This window comes from Bacillus sp. LQ01 (genome assembly GCF_057624735.1).
In genome coordinates this window covers 715,420-735,914 of record NZ_JBYEZL010000002.1, presented here as the reverse complement: position 1 = coordinate 735,914, position 20,495 = coordinate 715,420, and the positions used below count along the sequence as shown (strand labels likewise).

Sequence of the window (20,495 nt, the reverse complement as noted above, 5' to 3'; positions counted from 1 at the left end):
TTACGCTTTCTTTTTAATACATTTTCGTAGAATTTCTTATTTTCTTCACACTTCTATTGTAATCCATTCTGCAACGAAGTGCTAATTTTTTTATGATTTATTTCTTCATATTAAAAATAAAAAGTAGCTCTAAAGAGCTACTTTTTATTTTACTTCTATTGTTTCTTCTTTATGTTCATGCAATTCGCCTTTTCTTACATGTACTTTCACTTTGTAAGCACCGTTCTCTTTGAAAGTATGTTTCGTTTCATACTCTCCTTTATTTCCTTCTTTCGCTGGAATAAATTCGTGTTTTTCAACACCATCTTTCCAAATCTCTAGTTGTACTTCAGCACCAGTTAATGCTTCTTCTTTTTGCTTTAAATGAACTTTCATTGTAGATTCAGCATTTGCCTTTATGTCTCCAGCCATAAGATGGATCATTGTGTCACTTTTATGATCTCCATGTCCTGCACTGTGATCACTATTTTCTTTTTTTGCATCTTCTACTTTCGCATTTCCTACAGCAACTTTTACTTCTGGCATAACGTGCATTTCACGTGCATTTGTGTGAGCGATAATATGGTATACTCCATCCGTTTCGAATGTTTTCTCTACTGCATAAACACCTTTTCCTTTATGCTTACCATCTAACATCTCGTGTTTTTCGTCGCCATCTTTCCAAATTTCAAACTTTACATCATCGGCATCCGTTACTTTTTCTTTCCCTTGTGTAACAAGTGCTTGTACTTCTGTTTTTTCACCTGGTTTAATTTCTTTCGGATTTGTTTGTACTGCTACTTTTACAGCTTCAAGTTTCTGTTCTTTTTTCGGTTCTTCTTTGTTTGTATTACAGCCAGCCAACGCTAGCATCGCGATAAATAAAGTTATAATCAGTTTTTTCATCATCATTTCCTCCTTTATACTTTATTTAGTATAGAGGAAATACATTGTAATATTCCAGTCTTCTGCTGAAAACAATATACGAAATGTTTGTGAAGTTTCTGTGAAGCGGTCTTCCCCTCTTAATCTATGAAAAAAGAGCATAGTAACTATGCTCTCGGATGAAACTGTTTATATACATCTTTTAATCTAGTTTTTGAAACGTGCGTATAGATTTGAGTCGTTGAAATATCTGCATGTCCAAGCATTTCTTGTACAGCACGTAAATCTGCTCCATTTTCTAATAAGTGCGTAGCAAACGAGTGACGCAACGTATGAGGTGTAAGCTCTTTTTCAATATTTGCTTCTTTCGCTAATCGTTTTAATATTTTCCAAAATCCTTGTCTTGATAAACGATTACCATGATGGTTTAAAAAGAGTGCATCTACTACTTTTTTCCCCATTAATTCTCTTCTTCCTTTTTCAATATACTTTTGAATCGCTTCCGTTGCTAAACTTCCTAGTGGAATAATTCTTTCTTTATTCCCTTTCCCTATGCAACGAACAAATCCCATCGTTAAATGTACATCTTCTAAATTGAGTGCAATCAATTCTGAAACACGAAGTCCTGTCGCATACAGTAACTCTAGCATCGCCTTATCACGAATCCCAAAAGCACTTGTCATTTTTGGTGTTTGAAGTAACGCCTCTACTTCATCAACTGATAATACTTTTGGTAATTTCCGTTCCCCTTGTGGCGTTTCAATATGTACGGATGGATCGTGTTCTACCGCTCGTTCACGAAGTAAAAATTGGTGGAACGAACGAATTGATGCGATATGACGCGCTAATGTTTTCGAAGATTTTCCGTTCTCTTTTAAATACTGCAAAAAATTAACAATATGTAAACGGGTCACTTCATGAAAAGTTTTCGTCTGTTCCACATTTTGCAAATACTTTACGTAGCTTTTTAAATCCCGTTCATAAGATACTACTGTATTCTTTGCTAATCCTTTTTCGACAACCATATAATGAATAAAATCTTTTAATTGATCTTCCACTCTACACTACTCCCCATTTTCATAGAAAAACATCATTCTATTTACGAAAGCATCCTTTGCCGGTTCTTCATTCCCTGATACTTTTTCTACAGTCTCTTCTTTAGGTTTTTCATAACGATGATAGCTTTCATATTCTTCATTTATCCATAGTATAGCGAAATAAAACAAAATCGTACAACTTGTAAATAATAAAAATACTTTTATTCCATCAAAAGTTAATTTTAAAGCTCGGCGCATTGTAAATTCCTCCAAAATATAAGTTATTACAACATATGCCAAGCTTTCACCAATTTATACCTTATTCAAATAAAAAACCTCTTCCTAGATAAATAGGAAAAGGTTATTTTTCATCCGTTTCATTTTCTTGACAATTTTTACAAATCCCATGGAATGTTAAACGATGATCTTTCACCTTAAAGCTCCAGTCTCGTTCTACTTTCCTTTCCACTTCACCAAGTAAATCTTCTTGTATTTCTTGTACAGCACCACATTGTGTACAAATCAAATGATGGTGGAAACGCTGCGCACCTTCTTGGCGTAAGTCATAGCGTGAAACACCGTCTCCGAAGTTAATCTTATCGACAACTTTTAACTCAGATAATAGTTCTAAAGTTCGATAGACGGTTGCTAATCCGATCTCTGGCGACTTTTCTTTTACAAGGAGGTAAACATCTTCTGCGCTTAAATGATCTTCTTCATTTTCTAGCAGCACACGAACTGTTGCTTCACGTTGCGGTGTTAATTTGTAGCTCGCTGCATGTAATTGCTTCTTAATTCGTTCAATTCTTTCTTCCATTCGGTACTACTCCCTCCTCGCCACTCTTACACCATTATATCAGAAGAAGGGCTTCTGTCAAAAGAAAAAAACAATAAAAACAAATTGATAATTATTCTCAAAAAGTATTTATTTTTTATTAATAGCCTCAACGACTTCTTTCATTAAAACTGGTGATGCGTAAGCCTCCACACTAGAAGCAAGTGCTAACACCACTCCAATTACGAGAAAGAAGCATGTATAACGGATTAATAATGGTAATAGTGGCTCGGTTATTTTTCTAATAAATTGATGCCTAATCATCCGTAAAGAAAAACTTGCAGCAATAGTTGTCATAACGAGAAAGACTGGAATGATAATTAAATTTTGTGGCAAAACAGATACAAATGCTAATAATAGTCCATTCCATCCATGCTGACTTACTAAAAAACCAACTGTAAATCCAACGACAACTCCTTTTACAAATAATAAAATAAAAATAAGTGGTAATCCAATAATTGAAATCCCTAAAATCCAAATAAATCCGATGTATTTTAATTGCGAAAAGTAACTTTCTCGAAACATTTCGCCCGCAATGGCAAATTCTCCTTTAGAGACTTGTCCAAAAAAACGTTGTAAATAAAATGATAAATCTTGTTTTTGATTGATTTGTAAACTATTCACCAGAATAGCTCCGAATATTACTCCCATCAATAATAAAACGGCGTTAAATATATATAATGAAGAGTTTTCCTGTATGTGAGACATTACACGGTCTTGCCAATTTTTTCGCCACATTTTTCTTCCCTCCGTTCACACTCTTATTAAAAATGTATGAAAGAAAGAAAAAAGTATGACGAATTAACATTGAAATTCCGCTCTACTTTGCTAAACTAAAAAGTAGAGAATAGGAGGGATTTCTCTTGAAACCATTATTATTAGATTTTCCAACATTATTTCAAACTGAACGCTTGCAAGTTCGTAAACCATTTCCAGGTGATGGTGCAGAAGTATATGAAGCAATCCAAGCTTCTCTAGAAGACTTAGTACCGTGGATACCAATTAACGCTGAAACAGAAGAGAGTGCTGAAGAAATTGTTCGCGAAGCTCACGGACAGTTTTTACTTCGTGAAACACTTGATTTTCACTTATACGGTAAAGTATCTGGTACATTCATCGGAGCAATTACACTAAAGCCTGAAAACTGGGATATTCCAAAGTTTTCACTTCACTTCTGGCTACATAGTGCCTATACAAAACAAGGCTATATGACCGAAGCTGTTAAAGGTGCAATTCAGTTCGCCTTTGATAAACTAGGCGCTAGAAGAATTGAAATTCGTACTGATGCAACAAATATAAATGCATGTAGCTTAGCAGAACGTCTAGAATTCATTCTAGAAGGTACAATGGAAAATGATTTCCTAGCACCAGATGGTAGCTTACGTGATGCACGTGTATATGCAAAAATCAATTAAAAAACACTCGCCTTTGGCGAGTGTTTATTTTTGTAGTTGTAAATATTGTACTGCAAACATCGTCTTCGCATCATGAATACGAAGATCTTTCATAAGAGTAATCGCTTCTTCTAACGATACTTCCATTAATTCCACAAACTCATCTTCATCTAACTCAGCTTTATTTTCTTTTTTTGTCAAACCTGTCGCTTTATATACATATAAAATTTCATCTGCGAATCCTGGAGATGTATAGAAAGAAGTAATGAGCTCCATATTTTCACATACATATCCTGTTTCCTCTTCTAATTCACGAACTGCTGTTACCTCAGGTTTTTCACCAGGTTCTAACTTACCAGCCGGAATTTCTATAATCGCCTTTTCAAGCGCTTTACGATACTGCTCAACAAGCACAATTTTCCCCTCATCAGTAATAGCAATAATAGCAACTGCACCAGGGTGATTTACAATTTCACGTTTACTCATTGCTCCATTTGGTAATACTACATCATCAACACGAACTTTTATAACTCTACCATCAAAAATCGGCTCAGTTTTTACTGTTCTCTCTGCAAGATTACTCATACTACTTCATCTCCCTGTTCTATTTCCTATTCTTTCCTCATACATTTTACCACATTGAAAGGAGCGTGATAGAAATGAAAGTTTATATTTTACCAAATCGCGTCACTTTAGTCGGAAAAGCATGGCAAATTCGCCATAAGCTAAAGCAATATAGCAAAGAGTATACAACTGTACAAGAGTGGATTACAGCAAATAAAGTGAAACATTAATCATGCTTTTACGGGCAGTTAATGCGCAGCGAAAAGTAAACGTTTGTCAACCTCTTTTCCCTCTCGTACAATAAAGGTAAGGAGGTTGACCTATGAAAAAACGTCAATTAGGAAACTCAGATTTGTTTGTTACAGAAATGGGCCTTGGCTGTATGTCTCTCGGTACATCTGAAACAGAAGCTATGCATATTATCGATGAAGCAATCGATTTAGGAATTAATTTTTTTGATACAGCAGATTTATATGATTACGGATTAAATGAAGAATTTGTTGGAAAAGCCTTGAAGGGAAGAAGAGACCAAATTGTTCTTACAACGAAAGTTGGAAATCGTTGGACAGAAGAAAAAAATGGCTGGTCTTGGGATCCTTCTAAAGCTTACATAAAAACTGAAGTAAAGGAAAGTTTACGTAGACTTCAAACTGATTATATTGATCTTTACCAACTTCATGGGGGAACGATTGAAGATCCAATAGATGAAACAATTGAAGCTTTTGAAGAATTGAAAAAGGAAGGTATTATTCGCCATTATGGTATTTCTTCTATACGCCCAAATGTCGTTCGTGAGTATGCAAAACGCTCAAACATCGTTAGTGTACTAATGGAATATAGCCTTTTAAATCGTCGTCCAGAAGAATGGTTTCCCCTTCTGAATGAACACCAAATTAGCGTCATTGCCCGCGGGCCACTTGCAAAAGGAATTTTAACTGACAACAATGCAATAAAAATAGAAAGAGTAAAGGAAAAGGATTATCTCTCTTATTCTTACGATGAATTACATACAACTCTAGCGAGTGTAAAAGAAACGATTGGAGAACGCTCTTTAACAGGAACAGCTATTCAATATTGCTTACATAATAAGACTGTTGCAGCTGTTATACCTGGTGCAAGCTCGCTTCAACAATTACAGGAAAATATACGAGCTAGCCAACAGTTACCTTTAACGAAAGAAGAATATATACAACTTCAAAAGATTGTTAAATATGACACATATGCTTTGCATCGTTAAAAATATCGAATTACCGATAAACAGAAGACTGTCTCCAGTATTAGGAGACAGTCTTTTTTATAACGTATCATATTTATCAGGATTCGTTCCTACATGTAAATCACGATTCAACGTGTTAATTTGACGTATCTCTTCTTCAGTTAGTGCAAAATCAAAAATAGTAAAGTTTTCTTCAATACGAGATGGTGTAACAGATTTAGGAATTGTAACAATTCCGCTTTGAATATCCCACCTTAATATAACTTGTGCAGGTGTTTTTTCATATTTGTTAGCAATAGCCTGAATGATTGGATGCTGGAATACTTCTCCGCCCCTCATTAACGGACTCCATGCTTCCATTTGAATTTGCTCATCTTGACAATAATTGCGCAACTCAAATTGCGTCAACATCGGATGAAGTTCCACTTGGTTTACCATCGGCTTCACTTTGCAATTTGGTAATAATAGTTCTAAATGATGTTTATGAAAATTAGAAACACCAATCGCGCGCACTTTACCTTCTTCATACAATTTCTCCAAAGCTCGGTACGTATCAACATACTTCCCTCTTACCGGCCAATGTATTAAATATAAATCTACATAGTCCATTTGTAATTTTTTTAAACTCTTTTCAAACGCCTCGAGTGTCTCCTCATATCCTTGATCGTCGTTCCATACTTTTGTTGTTATAAATATATCTTCTCTTGGAATTCCTGATTCACGTATCGCCTCTCCGACACCGCTTTCATTTTCATATACAGTTGCTGTATCAATCGAACGGTATCCAACTTCTAACGCTGTTTTTACTGCTTGCTTTACTTCGTCTCCTTCTTTCGCTTTATATACGCCTAGACCAATCATCGGCATTTTCACGCCATTATGAAGTGTAGTTGTTGGAATATGCACAGTCGTCTCCCTTTCATTGTTACATTTTTTATAAGCCACAACTTTATTTCAACAAGATTCATCCCAAAAGTCAAAACATACGTACAGTTTACATAACACTTTTATATAGCTAAAAAATAACGTGAACTCATTCATTTAAGTTATTTTCTCTCCATTCTTTCGCTTTTTCATCCACATTGCGCACAAACTCATTTTTCCCTTCCGTATATAACGTGCCATCATATGTATACTTTTCGGCTAATTCTCTCTTTAAGGTTGCATATGCCTCTGCTTCTTCACAATGAGCCATCATATAATCACGAAACGCTAAATGCCTTACAATCTCTGGATTTCCTTTTTCAAACACGTGTAAATGATACGAACGTTTTTCTTCAGTTCCATGAATAAAATATCGGCGTCTTGAAATACCATTTTCCCCTTTTACGATGTAACCAAGCTCTATAAATCGTTCATTCCACCCATCTACTCTTTCGATATTTTCTACTTCCATGATCATATCAATAATAGGTTTAGCTGCTAGTCCAGGCACTGACGTACTTCCAATATGATGAATTTTTACCGTTTCTGGCATCGCTGACTTTAATCTTTCAGCCTCCATTTGAAATTTTTCACTCCAATGGTTTTCATGTGGAACAACGACAATTTTTCTCATTCTAACTCCCCTTTTCTTACAAGCTCGTCAAAAAATGATCAGTGAAATACCACTGATCATTTTTTATTATTTAAAGTCTTTCCAAGTAAGGTTACTTTCACTTAGCAGTTCTTCAAATGATTTATTCTTTTCACGTTCTTTTTGTTCTTGGCGCTTTCTTTCCAGTTCAGCTGCCTCTTTTTCCTCTTCCCTCACTTGCAACTCTTTCTTCTTACTCTTTAATTGTTGCATGAGTGAATCATTTAATTGATCGCCTAATGTAAGTATTTCTTTCTTCGGTTGATTCACTTGTGATTGTCTTTGTATTTGTCTTTGTTTCTTTTTCTTCATGCTACTCACCTTTTACTTTTTTCTCCATTATAGTAGATACACGATGAAATCGACAATAAAAAAAGGTCTTCACTCTATTATTCACTTTTTGTAAATATGTTAATTTTTCGAAAAGACTAATTTTTTATGTAGCTATAATCCTATGAATCTATTAAAATTATGTCGTATGATGTCAGATTATAAAAAAAGGAGAATTATATTATGTGGAAAAAAATTATTCCTGCCGTTGCTGTTTTAAGCACCATTACTTTTTCAAGCGTATTTGCCGCTCCCCCATCTCAGAATCCAACTGAACAAAACCGCTACATAGACGTACAAATGCTTGGTATTAATGATTTCCATGGACAACTAGATACTGTTAAAAAAATCAATAATAAAGAAGCTGGTGGCGCTGATTACTTAGCTACTTATTTAAAAGAACGTAAAAAACAAAACCCTAATACACTTCTCGTACATGCTGGTGATATCGTCGGAGCTAGTCCACCAGTTTCAGCATTATTACAAGATGAACCGACAATTGAATTTTTAAATGACTTAAAATTTGATGTCGGTACAATCGGAAACCATGAATTTGATGAAGGTATTGATGAAATGCAACGCCTCATTTACGGTGGATATCATGAAAAAACAGGGAATTTCAAAGGGGCTAACTTCCCCTATGTAGCTGCTAACTTCTACAACAAATCAACTGGCCGCTTATTTTTACCACCGTTTACTGTAAAAATGGTAGATGGTGTTCCTGTAGGATTCATTGGGGTTGTTACAACTGATACACCAAATGTCGTTATGCCTACGATGCTTAACAATGTACAAATTACTGATGAAGTAGAAGCAATTAATAAATCAACACAACAATTAAAACGTCTCGGCGTTAAATCTATCGTCGTTCTTGCTCATGTCGGTGGAACAACCGATGAGTCTGGGGTAACAAATGGCGATCTTACTCGAATTGCAAATGAAACAGACCCAGAAGTTGATGTTATTTTCGGTGGACATAGTCATACGTATGTAAATGGTACAGTAAATAATAAACTAATTGTCCAAGCAAATTCATACGGAACGGCTTTCTCAGACGTGGATGTAACAATTGATCGTAAAACAAAGGATATTGTAAAGAAAAAAGCTGAAGTTGTTACAACGTATCATGAAGGTGTAGAACCTGATAAACAAGTAAAGAAAAAACTAGATCAATATAAAGAAAAAATTGCACCACTTGTAAATGAAGTAGTCGGAAAATCTACAGCACCTATCGACCGTAAACAAAATGATGCTGGTGAGTCCACTCTTGGAAATTTAGTTGCCGATGCTCAGCGTCAAACGATGCAAACTCAAATCGCCCTCATGAATCCTGGTGGCATTCGTAATGACTTAGATGCTGGTGATATTACGTGGGGTGAGTTATACGGCATTCAACCTTTTGGAAATCAATTAATTAAAGTAGATTTAACAGGTCAAGACATTCGCGATATTTTAAATCAGCAATGGCAAAAAGGAACAACAAGAATGCTTCAAATTTCAGGTATTCAATATACGTGGGATGCAAATAAACCAAACGGTGAAAAAGTTACAAATATACGTTTAACAAACGGAGAAGAATTATCTCCATCTAAAATGTATAGCGTAGTTGCAAATGCCTTCTTAGCTTCTGGCGGTGACGGATTCGTATCATTTAAAAATGGTAAAAATGCAGAAACTGGTCCAAACGACTTTGAAGCGTTAGTCGATTACGTAAAACAATTAAAAGAACCAATTCAGCCAGTTATTGATGGAAGAATTCAAAAAGTAAATTAAGTGTTTCTCTAATAATAAATTTCATTTTTCACGCCATAAAGGATTTATACTGATCCTCTATTTTATACGTAATATACATCATAAAAAGGATACTCGTTCTTCCAATGAACATAGTATCCTTTTCTTTAGTTATCAAAATGTGATGTTTTGTCAACTTCATATTGCTGTAAAAATTGGTGCAACGCCTCTTCTACAAGTTTAGATTTTTGAATTCCTTTCGATTCTGATATAAGGTCCAATTGTGATAATATTTCTGTATTAATAGAAAAGGTTCGTCTCTTCTTCTCTGTACTTTTACTCATAATTGGTACAATTACTTCTTCTCTTTTTCTTAATAATTCATAAATGCTTTGTAATTGCTCATAAATTAACAATTGATAATCTGTTTTCTCATATTGAAGGGCGGTCGCTTCTTGGAGTTGTAAGTGACGTGGTTCTTCTCCATCTCCTACAAAAATACGTTTCTTCTGCTCTCCATCATATTCGTATCCAATCAATCTTAATTTCTTCGATAATGTATACGGGCTTATTTCAAGACGTTTTGCTATAATAGCGATGGGTTCACGTCTATTTAAACCATCTATAATTTCTCCAATCGTCACAATTTCCCTCCTCCCGTGTTGAAATGACACTAGTATGGTATGTTACAATGATTTTCTAACAGTATATGCAAAATGAATAGCCTGTGCGATTCATACGATTTCACAAAAGGAGGTTTTCAATATGCTTTTTCGTAGCTACACCCCTCAGTTCTATAATGAAAACAAACAACTCATTCCTAACAGTATCGCTACGATAGAAAGCGTTATGATTAATAATCGAAAACAAACTCTCCTTATGCGTGGACAAAACGTAGAGCAACCTATTTTATTATGCTGTCACGGCGGACCTGGGATGGCACAAATCGGATTTATTCGCCATTTTCAAAAAGAATTAGAGAAGCAATTTATTGTTATTAATTGGGATCAGCGCGGGGCTGGTAAATCCTTTTCAATGAAAGATTTCGGAGCAAATTTCACAATCGAACAATTCGTTTCCGATGCAAAAGAAGTGATTCAATATGTACTTAAAAGGTTCAACAAACAAAAACTATTTCTCGCTGGTCATTCTTGGGGAAGTATCATTGGGCTTAACATAGCACATCAATATCCAAAGTATATTGAGGCTTACATCGGTATTGGGCAAATTGTACATATGAAACAAAATGAAGAATTGCTATATCAACATTTAATTCGTTCTGCAAAAAAACATAATCATAAAAAAGCATTAGCTTCCCTTTTAAAATTAGGAAAGCCACCATTTTTAGATACGAGACGTCTCATTATTCAAAGAAAGTGGCTTGGCACATTCGGAGGCGCAATCCAAAATGGATCTTCCTTTTCTTTCATACGAAAAGGTTTCTTTTCTCCTGAGTACACGCTATTAGATTGGTTCAAGTTTCTCGCAGGAAATTTAAAATCTGGCGTTTTATGGGAAGAAATGCTGACAATCGATTTCTTTTCTTCTATCTCAAGTTTATCTATTCCAGTTTATTTTTGTTCTGGTCGCTATGATTATCAAACTCCTTATGCACTCGTTCAGGAATATTGCGATATTATTGAAGCGCCTATAAAAAAGATGATTTGGTTCCCAAACTCAGCACATTCTCCTGATCTAGAAGAACCAGAATTATTCGCCAATTCTTTGCAATCAATTAAACAAGAGCTAGCTTTTCAGCATTAGTAACAAAAGGCTCTTTTACATTTCATAGAAAACATTTTATAATAATATGTCGCAAGTATGTATAAACATAGCAAAATGTTTCATATGTACTTGTCTTAACAGAATAAAAATTTAGGGAGATTACATTTATTATGAACGCTGTACTCGTCGCAGTAGCAATTATGCTATTGCTTAGTTTGTTACGTGTCCAGGTCATTGTCGCCATCATTGTTGGAGCTTTAACAGGCGGACTTATCGGCGGACTCGGTATTTCAGAAACGATTAACACTTTTACAACTGGTCTTGGAAACAGTGCTCCAATCGCTTTAAGTTATGCAATGCTTGGTGGTTTCGCTATTTCCCTTTCCAAAACAGGACTTCCAGATGCTATGATTCAAACTGCATTAAAATGGATTGGCAATGAACAAGACACGAAAAAACAAGTTTATTCTAAGGTACTTATTTTATTCATTATTTTAATGATGGCTTGTTTCTCACAAAATGTGATTCCTGTTCACATTGCTTTCATCCCCATCTTAATTCCAGCACTTTTAAAAGTATTAACTGAGCTGAAAGTGGATCGCAGACTTGTCACATGTATTATTACATTTGGATTGATTACTCCTTATATGTGGATCCCTGCAGGGTTCGGAAAAATTTATCATGACGTATTGCAAACCAACGCTGCGCAAAGCGGTCTTACATTTGATGTCGCACTTATTCCAAAAGCAATGACTATTCCAGCAATCGGTATGATTATTGGATTATGTGTAGCGGTATTCATTACGTACCGAAAACCTCGTACGTATGAAACAGAACAAATTCATACTACCGAAAATGAAATCGTTCCCTATACAAAACGTAGCATTACTTTCGGGTTATTATCTATTATTGCTACATTAACTGTTCAATTAACAACCGAATCAATGATTTTCGGTGCTTTAGCAGGTATTATCGTCTTATCAGTTAGTGGCAGTCTACCACTTAAAGAAGCAGATGCGATATTAACAAGCGGAATGCGTATGATGTCCTTCATTGGCTTTGTTATGATTGCTGCCGCTGGATTCGGCGCTGTTCTTCGAAAAACAGGACATGTTGAATCTCTGGTGCAAACGAGTGCACATATAATCGGAAATAACAAACCACTCGCTGCATTTCTTATGCTCGTTATTGGACTTCTCGTTACGATGGGAATTGGTTCATCCTTTTCAACCATCCCTATCTTAACAACCATTTTTGTACCTCTTTGCATTCAGCTTGGATTTAGTCCAATGGCCACAATTGCAATTATCGGTACAGCCGGAGCACTAGGTGACGCAGGATCTCCAGCATCGGATAGTACCCTTGGACCAACATCCGGTTTAAATGCTGATGGTCAGCACCATCATATATGGGATACATGTGTACCCACTTTTCTACATTACAATATACCGTTACTTATATTTGGCTTTATTGCCGCAATTACATTATAAAAAGGTGCGTATAAAACGCACCTTTTACTTTTTTATTTTTCCTTTTAATTGTTGAAAAGCTACTTTTCCATTATCTCTGACATAGTTTTCAATTGTCGGTAGTGATGAACCTATCCATTCACACTCTATACTCCCATTCGGTCCAACAATTTTTAATTTATCTGGTATATGTATATTTAGAAATCTCGCTGACCGAATTAACTCAATAGCAATCTGATCACTTGAGGCTACAATTCCATCTACATACGGATTGTTTTGCAATAATGTAATAAATTGTTTATTTGTATACCCTTGTACACATTCTTCTCGATAAGAGATTCCTTCATCCCAAACAGCGTCTAAAAACCCTGCTATATGATCTTCCATTTCTTCACTTTCTTCTCCCTCACCGAAATATGCAAGAAAGTGACACCCTTTCTCTTTTAATAAAGAAACAGCTCTCTGTCCACTTTCATAATAATTTCCATGTGATTGTTGCTCATCGATCACAACAAACGGAAATGGAATTTTTCCTACACTTTTAAAAACTGCTCTTGTCAAAATAACACCTGCAATGTTATTTTGCTTCAGCATATGTATGTATCTATCTTTATTCTCTATATTACAAATAATGATTTGATAACCTTCTTTATATGCTATTTCCTCAATACAATGTAGCAAAGTGATGTTTGATTGGTTACATAAATTATCTACAAGTAATGCAATTATCGTTGAATCCTCTTTAAATAGTGGCTTCGCTGCACTGTTTGGCCTATAACGTAATTCTTCAATTGCTTCCTTTACTTGTTTTACTGTGTCCTCATGAACGTATCCTTTTTCATTAATAACTCGTGAAACGGTTGCGACTGAAACACCTGCCAATTTTGCAACATCACGTATAGTTGCCACATCGTCACCCCTTAATATGGTAATAGATTACAATTTTACGGTAACCTAAATTAAACTATCCGTCAAGATTAATAACTCATATTTCTGAAAATTGTTACATCATTTCACTAAACGATACTCCAACTGAATTTCATGTAAAATTGGGATATTATCATATCCAATACGTGGAATTTCTTTCTTTATTTTTCGTGCCTCCTCTACCGCATTCACATATAAATTAGTCATTACAAAATTACGTTTTTGGTAAAATCGTAACGCATTCATATTATCATTAGTTGTAATAAGCCAAACCTGTCTGCACCGTTCTTCTTCTGCAACTTGTAATACACAATCCACAAGTTTCGTCCCTATTCCTTTTCTTTCTTCAAAGCTATCTAGCGATACAATTTCGCACATATTTCTGGTCACTTCATACGTTATAATTCCGATTATTCTGTCATCTGAGAGCGCAACAAATCCTGGCAACTCTTCTAACTGATGTCCCTTACCACGTGAAACCATCAATGAACTTCCCCAGTTCTCACACATGAACATTCGGATTGTTTCTTTCATCGCTGGCGTAATTTTTTGTATATGCAGCATTTCCTATTTCTCCCCTTTTATATCATTGTGATACAATATAAGTGTATCACATGTAACGGTATTTGGAGGATGAGGTAAAGTATGAAACGTTTTTTTGCAGCATTGTTTACTATACTAGGTGCAATAACTGCCCTTGGGATTTTCTTTACAAATAAAGTGATGTACTTAAAGAAAAAAACAGAGGAAGAAGTACTCGAAAGAGAAACGAAAAAACATTTTCGTATAGAAGATTTTGATGCTCTTCATAAAGAAGAAATTCATATCCCTTCACAATTTGGATACGACCTTCACGGATATTACATTCCTGCTGGTCATTCCACCAATAAGTTTATGGTTTTTTGCCACGGTGTAACTGTAAATAAAATAAACTCTGTAAAATATGCAAACTTATTCTTAAAAAGAGGATATAACGTCCTCATTTACGATCATCGTCGTCATGGTAAAACTGGCGGAAAAACAACAAGCTATGGATACTATGAAAAACATGATTTAAAATCCGTAGTTGACTGGCTAAAAAACCGTTTTGGCACCAATATTACACTTGGTATTCATGGTGAATCTATGGGAGCTGCAACACTTCTTCAATACGCAGGACTTGTAGAAGATGGTGCTGATTTCTATATTGCAGATTGTCCTTTCTCTGATTTTCACGGACAATTACAGCACCGTTTAAAGGTTGAATTCCATTTACCAAAATGGCCTTTATTACCTTTAGCAAACGCATTTTTGAAAGTTCGTGACGGTTATACAATTCGTGAAGTTTCACCAATCGACTGTATAAAAAACATTAACAATCCCGTTCTCTTTATTCATAGTAAAGATGACGACTATATTTTAGCTGATATGACAAAAGCGTTATATGAAGCGAAAGAAAATAATAAGCAGCTTTATATTGCAGAACACGGTGCACACGCTTGCTCTTATAACGAAAATAAAGAAGAGTACGAAGCAGCCGTCGATCAATTTTTAAACACATATGTGAAAGAAACAAAAAACAGGCTTGCATAAGCCTGTTTTTTATTGCGCTAAAACGTCTGTAACTTGTTCCATATTTTCAGAAATCCATTGCATTGCATCATCTAACGTTGGGAATTCTGTCGTTTGAAATGTTACTTCATCTTGAAGTAACCAAACATCCTTTGCCTCTTGCCCTACACCTGCAATGGACCAATGTAACAAACTATATGGATGATTATCATTCAAAAATGATGCCCACGTGCGCTCATTTGCAATGTTTCGTAATGTATGTAATTGTTTATCCATCTCTCGTCACCTTACTCTAGTCAGTTATGAAAACTATTATAACACTCTCTTCTTTCTCAAACAAAGTGCTCTTTTTTCTCCGCTATTTGCGGGCAGTAAAACTCCCACCTCAAAATTCGGCTGAAACAAAGAAGTTAGGTGGGAGTTTTACTGCCCCTAAAAGCCCGATTGGTTCAACTAATAATTAGTGGGGATGCCTCCCCCACTAATTAAAGTTTCACTTTATATTGCCAAGCACCTCCCTTGATTATATGATGAAATTAAGCGTTTGGGAAGGAGGGATAACGTTGGCAAAAGTACAAATTAAAGTAAATGATAATGGCTCTTTTCGCGTTACAGGGGACGTGGAATTAGTCGACTCACAAGGGAATGTATTCCCAGCAAAACCGGCATTTTCTTTATGCCGGTGTGGTTTATCAAAAAATATGCCTTATTGCGACGCTTCGCATAAAGGTAAATTCGAGTCTGTTGTTAGAGCACCAGAGGCAGAATAATTTTACATGTGACATGCACATTTTTTTGTGCATGTTTTTTCTTTTTAGCAACTCCGTTATACCCCTTCTCTTTACAACATTTCTAATACTTTTATTTCCATTCCAGCCTGCATATATTTTCACACAATTCTTCACATTCGAATATTTTTTACTAGCCTTTTATTTTTTTTGTGCTATAATTTGAGCAAACAGCATCCTTCGGGGTCGGGTGAAATTCCCAACCGGCGGTGATGAAGTGAAAACTTCTAAGTCCGTGACCCGTTTTCAACTCGAAAACGGTGGATCTAGTGAAACTCTAGGGCCGACAGTATAGTCTGGATGGGAGAAGGATATGTTTCTAGTTTTTTATATAGTGAATACACTTTTATTTCAGTATGCATATTTTTAAAGATTCATTTTGATTCTTTATATATGTTTAATTTTCTATACTTATTTTTTATACTGAAATAAAAAGAGACAACTAGCGTTTAAAAATTCGATATTTTGCTAGGTTTTTTCCTTATGCAGAAATATCAATTATCGTTAGGTTTCTTTCCTATGCTTTCGTATTCAAACTATATTTCTAGAAATCACGTCTCCCAAACCCCAAGGATATTAAATCCTTGGGGTTTTTTGATTTTTTTAGGAGAGGTGAAGAAAATGACAGATCAAGAATATATGAGGATTGCCCTGCAGTTAGCAGAAGGGACATCAGGACAAACAAGTCCAAATCCTATGGTTGGTGCTGTTGTTGTAAAAGATGGAAACATCGTTGGTATGGGGGCTCATTTACGAGCTGGTGAAGAACACGCAGAAGTTTATGCCCTTCAAATGGCTGGTCAAAACGCCAAAGACGCTACCGTTTATGTAACACTGGAACCGTGTAGCCACTTTGGAAAAACACCACCTTGTTGTGAATTGCTCATCGAAAAAGGAGTTAAGCGTGTTGTAATTGCTACTCTCGATTGTAATCCGCTCGTTTCTGGTAACGGAAAAAGAAGATTAGAAGAAGCTAGAATTGAAGTAACTACCGGTGTTCTTGAAGCAGAAGCAGTTTTATTAAATCGCTACTTTTTTCACTACATGAAAACGAAACGCCCTTTTGTAACAATCAAAACAGCGATGAGCTTAGATGGAAAGACAGCAACTGTAACTGGTGAAAGTAAGTGGATTACAGGTGAAGAAGCACGTGCTGATGTTCACCAATATCGCCATACACATGATGCAATTCTTGTTGGAGTGAATACAGTTATAGCTGATAATCCTCATTTAACAACAAGAATTCCAAATGGTGGGAAACATCCTATTCGCGTTGTTTTAGATCCCCATTTACGAACGCCACCATCTTCTCATGTTATAACAGATGGTTTAGCACCAACATGGATTATTGTCGGTAAGGATGTAAAGAAAGAGAAAATATCTTCTTATGAATCTAAAAATATAACTATATTCCAAATGGAAACGAAGTATATAGAAATCGCGGACCTTCTTTCCTTTCTTGGAGAGAAACAAATTCTTTCTCTATTCGTTGAAGGTGGCCAATCGATTCATGCAAGTTTCTTAAAAACAAACAATTTTAATGAAATTGTAACCTATATAAGCCCGAAATTAATTGGTGGGAAAGATGCTCCTACTTTATTTGGAGGAAATGGTTTTTCAAAATTACAAGATGCGCTTTCCTTGAAAATTCAAGAGATGAAACAAATTGGTGATGATATAAAAATCGTTGCGAATGCCCGAAACGAGGTGACGGAATGTTTACAGGAATTGTAGAAGAATTAGGAACGATAGCAAACATGCAACAAAGCGGAGAAGCGATGAAATTAACGATTCATGCAAAGAAAATTTTATCGGATGTTCACTTAGGCGATAGTATCGCGGTTAACGGTATTTGCTTAACTGTAACAAGCTTTACAACTACTTCATTTACAGTTGATGCAATGCCTGAAACGATGCAGTCGACATCACTTCGCATGCTTAAACCGCACTCTAAAGTAAATTTAGAGCGAGCAATGGCTGCAAATGGACGATTCGGTGGACATTTCGTTTCAGGACATATTGATGGCATCGGAACAATTTTAAATAAAAAACAACATTACAATGCCGTCTATTACAAAATAGCAATTTCTGATGAACTGCTGCGCTATTGTTTGCAGAAAGGGTCCATTGCTGTTGATGGAACGAGTTTAACGATATTTGATATAGACGAATCTTCCATAACGATTTCACTCATCCCGCACACAGTAAGCGAGTCTGTCATTGGAGAAAAAAATGCCGGAGATATCGTAAACATTGAGTGTGACATGATTGGTAAATATATCGAACGCTTTATTACTAAACCTACAAAACGAGTAGGTTCAATGACTGAAAGCTTTTTACAAGAAAACGGATTTCTATAAGGGGGAAGCACAATGTTTCATCGTATTGAAGAAGCTCTAGAAGATTTAAAACAAGGTAAAGTCGTTATCGTATGTGATGATGAAAACCGAGAAAATGAAGGCGATTTTATTGCTTTAGCAGAGTACATTACACCAGAAACAATTAATTTTATGATTACACATGGCCGTGGTCTCGTTTGTGTACCGATTACAGCAGGGTACGCAGAACGTCTACAATTAGAACCAATGGTATCTCATAATACAGATTCACATCATACTGCGTTTACAGTGAGCATTGACCATGTCTCTACAACAACAGGGATTAGTGCTCACGAACGTGCAACTACGATACAAGAATTGTTAAACCCTGCATCAAAAAGCACTGATTTTAATCGGCCTGGACATATCTTTCCATTAATTGCGAAAGAAGGCGGTGTCCTGCGTCGTGCAGGTCATACAGAAGCTGCTGTTGATTTAGCAAAGCTATGCGGTGCCGAACCAGCTGGAGTTATTTGCGAGATTATAAATGAGGACGGCACGATGGCACGTGTACCTGATTTAATAGAATGTGCAAAACAATTTGATATAAAAATGATTACAATAGAAGATTTAATTGCTTATCGCCGCCATCATGAAACACTTGTGACGAGAGAAGTGGAAATTACATTACCTACAGATTTCGGTACTTTCCACGCAATTGGCTATTCTAACTCATTAGATACGAAAGAACATATCGCACTTGTAAAAGGTGATATTTCAACAGGTGAACCGGTACTTGTACGTGTTCATTCTGAATGCTTAACAGGAGATGTATTCGGTTCACATCGCTGCGATTGCGGACCACAACTCCATGCAGCACTTGCTCAAATTGAGCGTGAAGGAAAAGGTGTTCTTCTTTATATGAGACAAGAAGGAAGAGGCATTGGGCTTCTTAATAAGCTTCGCGCTTATAAATTACAAGAAGAAGGATTCGATACTGTAGAAGCAAATGAAAAACTCGGCTTCCCTGCTGATCTTCGTGATTACGGTATCGGTGCTCAAATATTAAAAGATTTAGGTTTACAAAGCTTACGATTATTAACGAATAACCCAAGAAAAATTGCTGGCTTACAAGGTTACGATTTAGAAGTAGTCGAGCGTGTACCGTTGCAAATGCCGGCAAAAGAAGAGAATAAATCGTATTTACAAACGAAAGTAAATAAATTAGGACACTTACTAAACTTATAATTAAAGGAGAGATTTATTATGGTATTCGAAGGTCATTTAGTTGGTACAGGATTAAAAGTTGGAGTTGTTGTTGGACGTTTTAACGAATTTATTACAAGTAAGTTACTTGGCGGCGCTTTAGACGGATTAAAGCGTCACGGTGTAGAAGAAAATGATATTGATGTTGCTTGGGTTCCTGGTGCATTTGAAATTCCTTTAATCGCTAAAAAGATGGCTAGTAGCGGAAAGTATGATGCTGTTATTACACTAGGTACTGTAATCCGAGGTGCTACAACTCACTACGATTACGTTTGTAATGAAGTAGCAAAAGGTGTTGCGTCTTTATCACTACAAATGGACATCCCAGTTATTTTCGGCGTATTAACGACAGAAACAATTGAACAAGCGATTGAACGCGCAGGTACGAAAGCTGGTAATAAAGGATATGAATCAGCTGTTGCTGCAATTGAAATGGCTCACTTATCAAAACAATGGGCATAAAAAAAGAGGCTGCGGCCTCTTTTTATTTTTTCACCTTTTTTTGTACATCTTTTATTAATTCATTCATCGTTTTTCCTTCTGTTTTTATATGAAGAGCTTGTGCTGTTCTCCATACATTCTCTCTTTTTTTCGCTTCTTCTATAATAGTAATTTCTTTTCTAACTTCCTTTAAATCTTTTCCTTCCGTTTTCAATCCAAAATGTTCAGCTTTCGTTCGAAAGTGTTGTTCGATTCTTTGTTGCATCTCTTTTTGTTCAGGATTTTCGGCAGCCTTAACTGGATCAGAACTTATTGCTTTTATTAAAATTAAACAAGTCATAATCGCTAATATGTATTTGTACATGTAAAATCCTCCAACCCAATATAAATTACATATTTACTATGTACAACTAGGGCTTGGAAAATTCGTCCACAAAAATTCTTTTTTTCGCTCAAAAACCAA

General features: G+C 35.7%; 26 protein-coding genes and 1 riboswitch. Of the genes, 12 read left to right on the top strand and 14 right to left on the bottom strand.

Annotation, left to right across the window (positions count from 1 at the left end; all coding sequences use genetic code 11):
- Positions 1 to 144: 144 nt before the first annotated feature.
- The 5 genes from AC22L0_RS16280 to spoIIM all read right to left on the bottom strand — a co-directional run bounded on the left by AC22L0_RS16280 (position 145) and on the right by spoIIM (position 3,444).
- Positions 145 to 885 carry a FixH family protein gene (locus AC22L0_RS16280; RefSeq protein ID WP_000733456.1) on the bottom strand — a complete coding sequence of 247 codons (741 nt, stop codon included), beginning with the start codon at positions 883 to 885 and terminating at the stop codon, positions 145 to 147.
- A gap of 146 nt (positions 886 to 1,031) precedes the next feature.
- Positions 1,032 to 1,922, bottom strand: a complete 891-nt coding sequence (xerD, locus tag AC22L0_RS16275) for a site-specific tyrosine recombinase XerD (protein WP_000390088.1) — start codon at positions 1,920 to 1,922, stop codon at positions 1,032 to 1,034.
- 6 nt (positions 1,923 to 1,928) lie between these two features.
- Positions 1,929 to 2,159 carry a YqzK family protein gene (locus AC22L0_RS16270; protein ID WP_001250432.1) on the bottom strand — a complete coding sequence of 77 codons (231 nt, stop codon included), beginning with the start codon at positions 2,157 to 2,159 and terminating at the stop codon, positions 1,929 to 1,931.
- Between the two features lie 103 nt (positions 2,160 to 2,262).
- Complete coding sequence (gene fur, locus AC22L0_RS16265) at positions 2,263 to 2,718, bottom strand: ferric iron uptake transcriptional regulator (RefSeq protein ID WP_000392657.1); 456 nt, start codon at positions 2,716 to 2,718, stop codon at positions 2,263 to 2,265.
- 108 nt (positions 2,719 to 2,826) lie between these two features.
- Positions 2,827 to 3,444, bottom strand: a complete 618-nt coding sequence (gene spoIIM, locus AC22L0_RS16260) for a stage II sporulation protein M (RefSeq protein WP_013142149.1) — start codon at positions 3,442 to 3,444, stop codon at positions 2,827 to 2,829.
- A 155-nt stretch (positions 3,445 to 3,599) separates the two neighbouring features.
- Between spoIIM and AC22L0_RS16255 the strand changes: the two genes are divergently transcribed.
- The gene (locus AC22L0_RS16255) at positions 3,600 to 4,151 is read left to right on the top strand and encodes a GNAT family N-acetyltransferase (RefSeq protein ID WP_087967352.1); all 552 of its coding nucleotides are present in this window, start codon (positions 3,600 to 3,602) and stop codon (positions 4,149 to 4,151) included.
- 24 nt (positions 4,152 to 4,175) lie between these two features.
- Here the strand turns inward: AC22L0_RS16255 and AC22L0_RS16250 are convergent, their stop codons facing one another.
- Entirely contained in the window at positions 4,176 to 4,715 is a 540-nt protein-coding gene (locus tag AC22L0_RS16250; protein ID WP_000067041.1) for an NUDIX hydrolase, read from the bottom strand.
- Between the two features lie 74 nt (positions 4,716 to 4,789).
- Here AC22L0_RS16250 and mciZ point away from each other — a divergent pair, with 74 nt between their 5' ends.
- Together mciZ and AC22L0_RS16240 are read left to right on the top strand one after the other, a co-directional pair.
- Positions 4,790 to 4,924, top strand: a complete 135-nt coding sequence (gene mciZ / locus AC22L0_RS16245) for a Z-ring formation inhibitor MciZ (protein WP_000870302.1) — start codon at positions 4,790 to 4,792, stop codon at positions 4,922 to 4,924.
- A 92-nt stretch (positions 4,925 to 5,016) separates the two neighbouring features.
- Positions 5,017 to 5,931: an aldo/keto reductase gene (locus AC22L0_RS16240; RefSeq protein WP_000747211.1), complete on the top strand. Its 915-nt coding sequence runs from the start codon at positions 5,017 to 5,019 to the stop codon at positions 5,929 to 5,931.
- Positions 5,932 to 5,988: 57 nt separating this feature from the next.
- Here AC22L0_RS16240 and AC22L0_RS16235 read toward each other — a convergent pair whose 3' ends face one another.
- From AC22L0_RS16235 to AC22L0_RS16225, 3 genes are all read right to left on the bottom strand, one after another.
- Positions 5,989 to 6,816 carry an aldo/keto reductase gene (locus AC22L0_RS16235; protein ID WP_000547991.1) on the bottom strand — a complete coding sequence of 276 codons (828 nt, stop codon included), beginning with the start codon at positions 6,814 to 6,816 and terminating at the stop codon, positions 5,989 to 5,991.
- Positions 6,817 to 6,943: 127 nt separating this feature from the next.
- Positions 6,944 to 7,468, bottom strand: a complete 525-nt coding sequence (locus AC22L0_RS16230; RefSeq protein WP_001227183.1) for a GrpB family protein — start codon at positions 7,466 to 7,468, stop codon at positions 6,944 to 6,946.
- 66 nt (positions 7,469 to 7,534) lie between these two features.
- Complete coding sequence (locus AC22L0_RS16225) at positions 7,535 to 7,798, bottom strand: YqkE family protein (protein WP_000727546.1); 264 nt, start codon at positions 7,796 to 7,798, stop codon at positions 7,535 to 7,537.
- A 201-nt stretch (positions 7,799 to 7,999) separates the two neighbouring features.
- Between AC22L0_RS16225 and AC22L0_RS16220 the strand changes: the two genes are divergently transcribed.
- Positions 8,000 to 9,589, top strand: a complete 1,590-nt coding sequence (locus AC22L0_RS16220) for a bifunctional metallophosphatase/5'-nucleotidase (protein ID WP_000265560.1) — start codon at positions 8,000 to 8,002, stop codon at positions 9,587 to 9,589.
- Positions 9,590 to 9,714: 125 nt separating this feature from the next.
- On the opposite strand, the gene AC22L0_RS16215 is transcribed toward AC22L0_RS16220, so the two are convergent.
- Positions 9,715 to 10,191, bottom strand: coding sequence for a ribbon-helix-helix domain-containing protein (locus AC22L0_RS16215; RefSeq protein ID WP_000151926.1), 477 nt, complete (start codon positions 10,189 to 10,191; stop codon positions 9,715 to 9,717).
- A 121-nt stretch (positions 10,192 to 10,312) separates the two neighbouring features.
- Between AC22L0_RS16215 and AC22L0_RS16210 the strand changes: the two genes are divergently transcribed.
- Entirely contained in the window at positions 10,313 to 11,311 is a 999-nt protein-coding gene (locus tag AC22L0_RS16210) for an alpha/beta fold hydrolase (protein ID WP_000898975.1), read from the top strand.
- A gap of 131 nt (positions 11,312 to 11,442) precedes the next feature.
- A complete protein-coding gene (locus tag AC22L0_RS16205; protein WP_000994819.1) occupies positions 11,443 to 12,762 on the top strand; it encodes a Na+/H+ antiporter family protein in 1,320 nt (439 codons plus the stop codon).
- 24 nt (positions 12,763 to 12,786) lie between these two features.
- On the opposite strand, the gene AC22L0_RS16200 is transcribed toward AC22L0_RS16205, so the two are convergent.
- Complete coding sequence (locus AC22L0_RS16200; RefSeq protein WP_048567765.1) at positions 12,787 to 13,650, bottom strand: LacI family DNA-binding transcriptional regulator; 864 nt, start codon at positions 13,648 to 13,650, stop codon at positions 12,787 to 12,789.
- 99 nt (positions 13,651 to 13,749) lie between these two features.
- The gene (locus AC22L0_RS16195; RefSeq protein WP_000902438.1) at positions 13,750 to 14,232 is read right to left on the bottom strand and encodes a GNAT family N-acetyltransferase; all 483 of its coding nucleotides are present in this window, start codon (positions 14,230 to 14,232) and stop codon (positions 13,750 to 13,752) included.
- 81 nt (positions 14,233 to 14,313) lie between these two features.
- On the opposite strand from AC22L0_RS16195, the gene AC22L0_RS16190 reads away from it, so the two are divergent.
- Positions 14,314 to 15,240 (top strand): alpha/beta hydrolase, encoded by a 927-nt coding sequence (locus tag AC22L0_RS16190; RefSeq protein ID WP_000819234.1) that lies wholly within the window; start codon positions 14,314 to 14,316, stop codon positions 15,238 to 15,240.
- 9 nt (positions 15,241 to 15,249) lie between these two features.
- On the opposite strand, the gene AC22L0_RS16185 is transcribed toward AC22L0_RS16190, so the two are convergent.
- A complete protein-coding gene (locus tag AC22L0_RS16185; protein WP_000360793.1) occupies positions 15,250 to 15,495 on the bottom strand; it encodes a DUF2552 family protein in 246 nt (81 codons plus the stop codon).
- A gap of 287 nt (positions 15,496 to 15,782) precedes the next feature.
- Here AC22L0_RS16185 and AC22L0_RS16180 point away from each other — a divergent pair, with 287 nt between their 5' ends.
- The 5 genes from AC22L0_RS16180 to ribH all read left to right on the top strand — a co-directional run bounded on the left by AC22L0_RS16180 (position 15,783) and on the right by ribH (position 20,053).
- A complete protein-coding gene (locus tag AC22L0_RS16180; protein ID WP_001151582.1) occupies positions 15,783 to 15,989 on the top strand; it encodes a CDGSH iron-sulfur domain-containing protein in 207 nt (68 codons plus the stop codon).
- Between the two features lie 190 nt (positions 15,990 to 16,179).
- A riboswitch (FMN riboswitch) is annotated at positions 16,180 to 16,323 on the top strand.
- A 305-nt stretch (positions 16,324 to 16,628) separates the two neighbouring features.
- On the top strand, positions 16,629 to 17,741 hold the full coding sequence (ribD, locus tag AC22L0_RS16175; protein WP_487272345.1) for a bifunctional diaminohydroxyphosphoribosylaminopyrimidine deaminase/5-amino-6-(5-phosphoribosylamino)uracil reductase RibD: 1,113 nt from the start codon (positions 16,629 to 16,631) through the stop codon (positions 17,739 to 17,741).
- Positions 17,723 to 18,367, top strand: coding sequence for a riboflavin synthase subunit alpha (ribE, locus tag AC22L0_RS16170; protein ID WP_000493910.1), 645 nt, complete (start codon positions 17,723 to 17,725; stop codon positions 18,365 to 18,367). The genes ribD and ribE overlap by 19 nt, the downstream gene beginning before the upstream one ends.
- Positions 18,368 to 18,379: 12 nt before the next feature.
- Positions 18,380 to 19,573: a bifunctional 3,4-dihydroxy-2-butanone 4-phosphate synthase/GTP cyclohydrolase II gene (gene ribBA, locus AC22L0_RS16165; protein ID WP_087967348.1), complete on the top strand. Its 1,194-nt coding sequence runs from the start codon at positions 18,380 to 18,382 to the stop codon at positions 19,571 to 19,573.
- A gap of 18 nt (positions 19,574 to 19,591) precedes the next feature.
- Positions 19,592 to 20,053 carry a 6,7-dimethyl-8-ribityllumazine synthase gene (gene ribH, locus AC22L0_RS16160; protein WP_000230895.1) on the top strand — a complete coding sequence of 154 codons (462 nt, stop codon included), beginning with the start codon at positions 19,592 to 19,594 and terminating at the stop codon, positions 20,051 to 20,053.
- A gap of 22 nt (positions 20,054 to 20,075) precedes the next feature.
- Here the strand turns inward: ribH and AC22L0_RS16155 are convergent, their stop codons facing one another.
- Positions 20,076 to 20,396 carry a hypothetical protein gene (locus AC22L0_RS16155; RefSeq protein ID WP_000280032.1) on the bottom strand — a complete coding sequence of 107 codons (321 nt, stop codon included), beginning with the start codon at positions 20,394 to 20,396 and terminating at the stop codon, positions 20,076 to 20,078.
- Positions 20,397 to 20,495: the final 99 nt, after the last annotated feature.

What these genes read in the sequence shown, in the direction of transcription:
- AC22L0_RS16280 (WP_000733456.1), bottom strand. Translation starts at nt 885, where the DNA reads ATGAAAAAACTGATTATAACTTTATTTATCGCGATGCTAGCGTTGGCT.
- AC22L0_RS16270 (WP_001250432.1), bottom strand. Translation starts at nt 2,159, where the DNA reads ATGCGCCGAGCTTTAAAATTAACTTTTGATGGAATAAAAGTATTTTTA.
- fur (WP_000392657.1), bottom strand. Translation starts at nt 2,718, where the DNA reads ATGGAAGAAAGAATTGAACGAATTAAGAAGCAATTACATGCAGCGAGC.
- spoIIM (WP_013142149.1), bottom strand. Translation starts at nt 3,444, where the DNA reads ATGTCTCACATACAGGAAAACTCTTCATTATATATATTTAACGCCGTT.
- AC22L0_RS16250 (WP_000067041.1), bottom strand. Translation starts at nt 4,715, where the DNA reads ATGAGTAATCTTGCAGAGAGAACAGTAAAAACTGAGCCGATTTTTGAT.
- mciZ (WP_000870302.1), top strand. Translation starts at nt 4,790, where the DNA reads ATGAAAGTTTATATTTTACCAAATCGCGTCACTTTAGTCGGAAAAGCA.
- AC22L0_RS16240 (WP_000747211.1), top strand. Translation starts at nt 5,017, where the DNA reads ATGAAAAAACGTCAATTAGGAAACTCAGATTTGTTTGTTACAGAAATG.
- AC22L0_RS16230 (WP_001227183.1), bottom strand. Translation starts at nt 7,468, where the DNA reads ATGAGAAAAATTGTCGTTGTTCCACATGAAAACCATTGGAGTGAAAAA.
- AC22L0_RS16225 (WP_000727546.1), bottom strand. Translation starts at nt 7,798, where the DNA reads ATGAAGAAAAAGAAACAAAGACAAATACAAAGACAATCACAAGTGAAT.
- AC22L0_RS16220 (WP_000265560.1), top strand. Translation starts at nt 8,000, where the DNA reads ATGTGGAAAAAAATTATTCCTGCCGTTGCTGTTTTAAGCACCATTACT.
- AC22L0_RS16210 (WP_000898975.1), top strand. Translation starts at nt 10,313, where the DNA reads ATGCTTTTTCGTAGCTACACCCCTCAGTTCTATAATGAAAACAAACAA.
- AC22L0_RS16205 (WP_000994819.1), top strand. Translation starts at nt 11,443, where the DNA reads ATGAACGCTGTACTCGTCGCAGTAGCAATTATGCTATTGCTTAGTTTG.
- AC22L0_RS16195 (WP_000902438.1), bottom strand. Translation starts at nt 14,232, where the DNA reads ATGCTGCATATACAAAAAATTACGCCAGCGATGAAAGAAACAATCCGA.
- AC22L0_RS16190 (WP_000819234.1), top strand. Translation starts at nt 14,314, where the DNA reads ATGAAACGTTTTTTTGCAGCATTGTTTACTATACTAGGTGCAATAACT.
- AC22L0_RS16185 (WP_000360793.1), bottom strand. Translation starts at nt 15,495, where the DNA reads ATGGATAAACAATTACATACATTACGAAACATTGCAAATGAGCGCACG.
- ribD (WP_487272345.1), top strand. Translation starts at nt 16,629, where the DNA reads ATGACAGATCAAGAATATATGAGGATTGCCCTGCAGTTAGCAGAAGGG.
- ribE (WP_000493910.1), top strand. Translation starts at nt 17,723, where the DNA reads ATGTTTACAGGAATTGTAGAAGAATTAGGAACGATAGCAAACATGCAA.
- ribBA (WP_087967348.1), top strand. Translation starts at nt 18,380, where the DNA reads ATGTTTCATCGTATTGAAGAAGCTCTAGAAGATTTAAAACAAGGTAAA.
- ribH (WP_000230895.1), top strand. Translation starts at nt 19,592, where the DNA reads ATGGTATTCGAAGGTCATTTAGTTGGTACAGGATTAAAAGTTGGAGTT.
- AC22L0_RS16155 (WP_000280032.1), bottom strand. Translation starts at nt 20,396, where the DNA reads ATGTACAAATACATATTAGCGATTATGACTTGTTTAATTTTAATAAAA.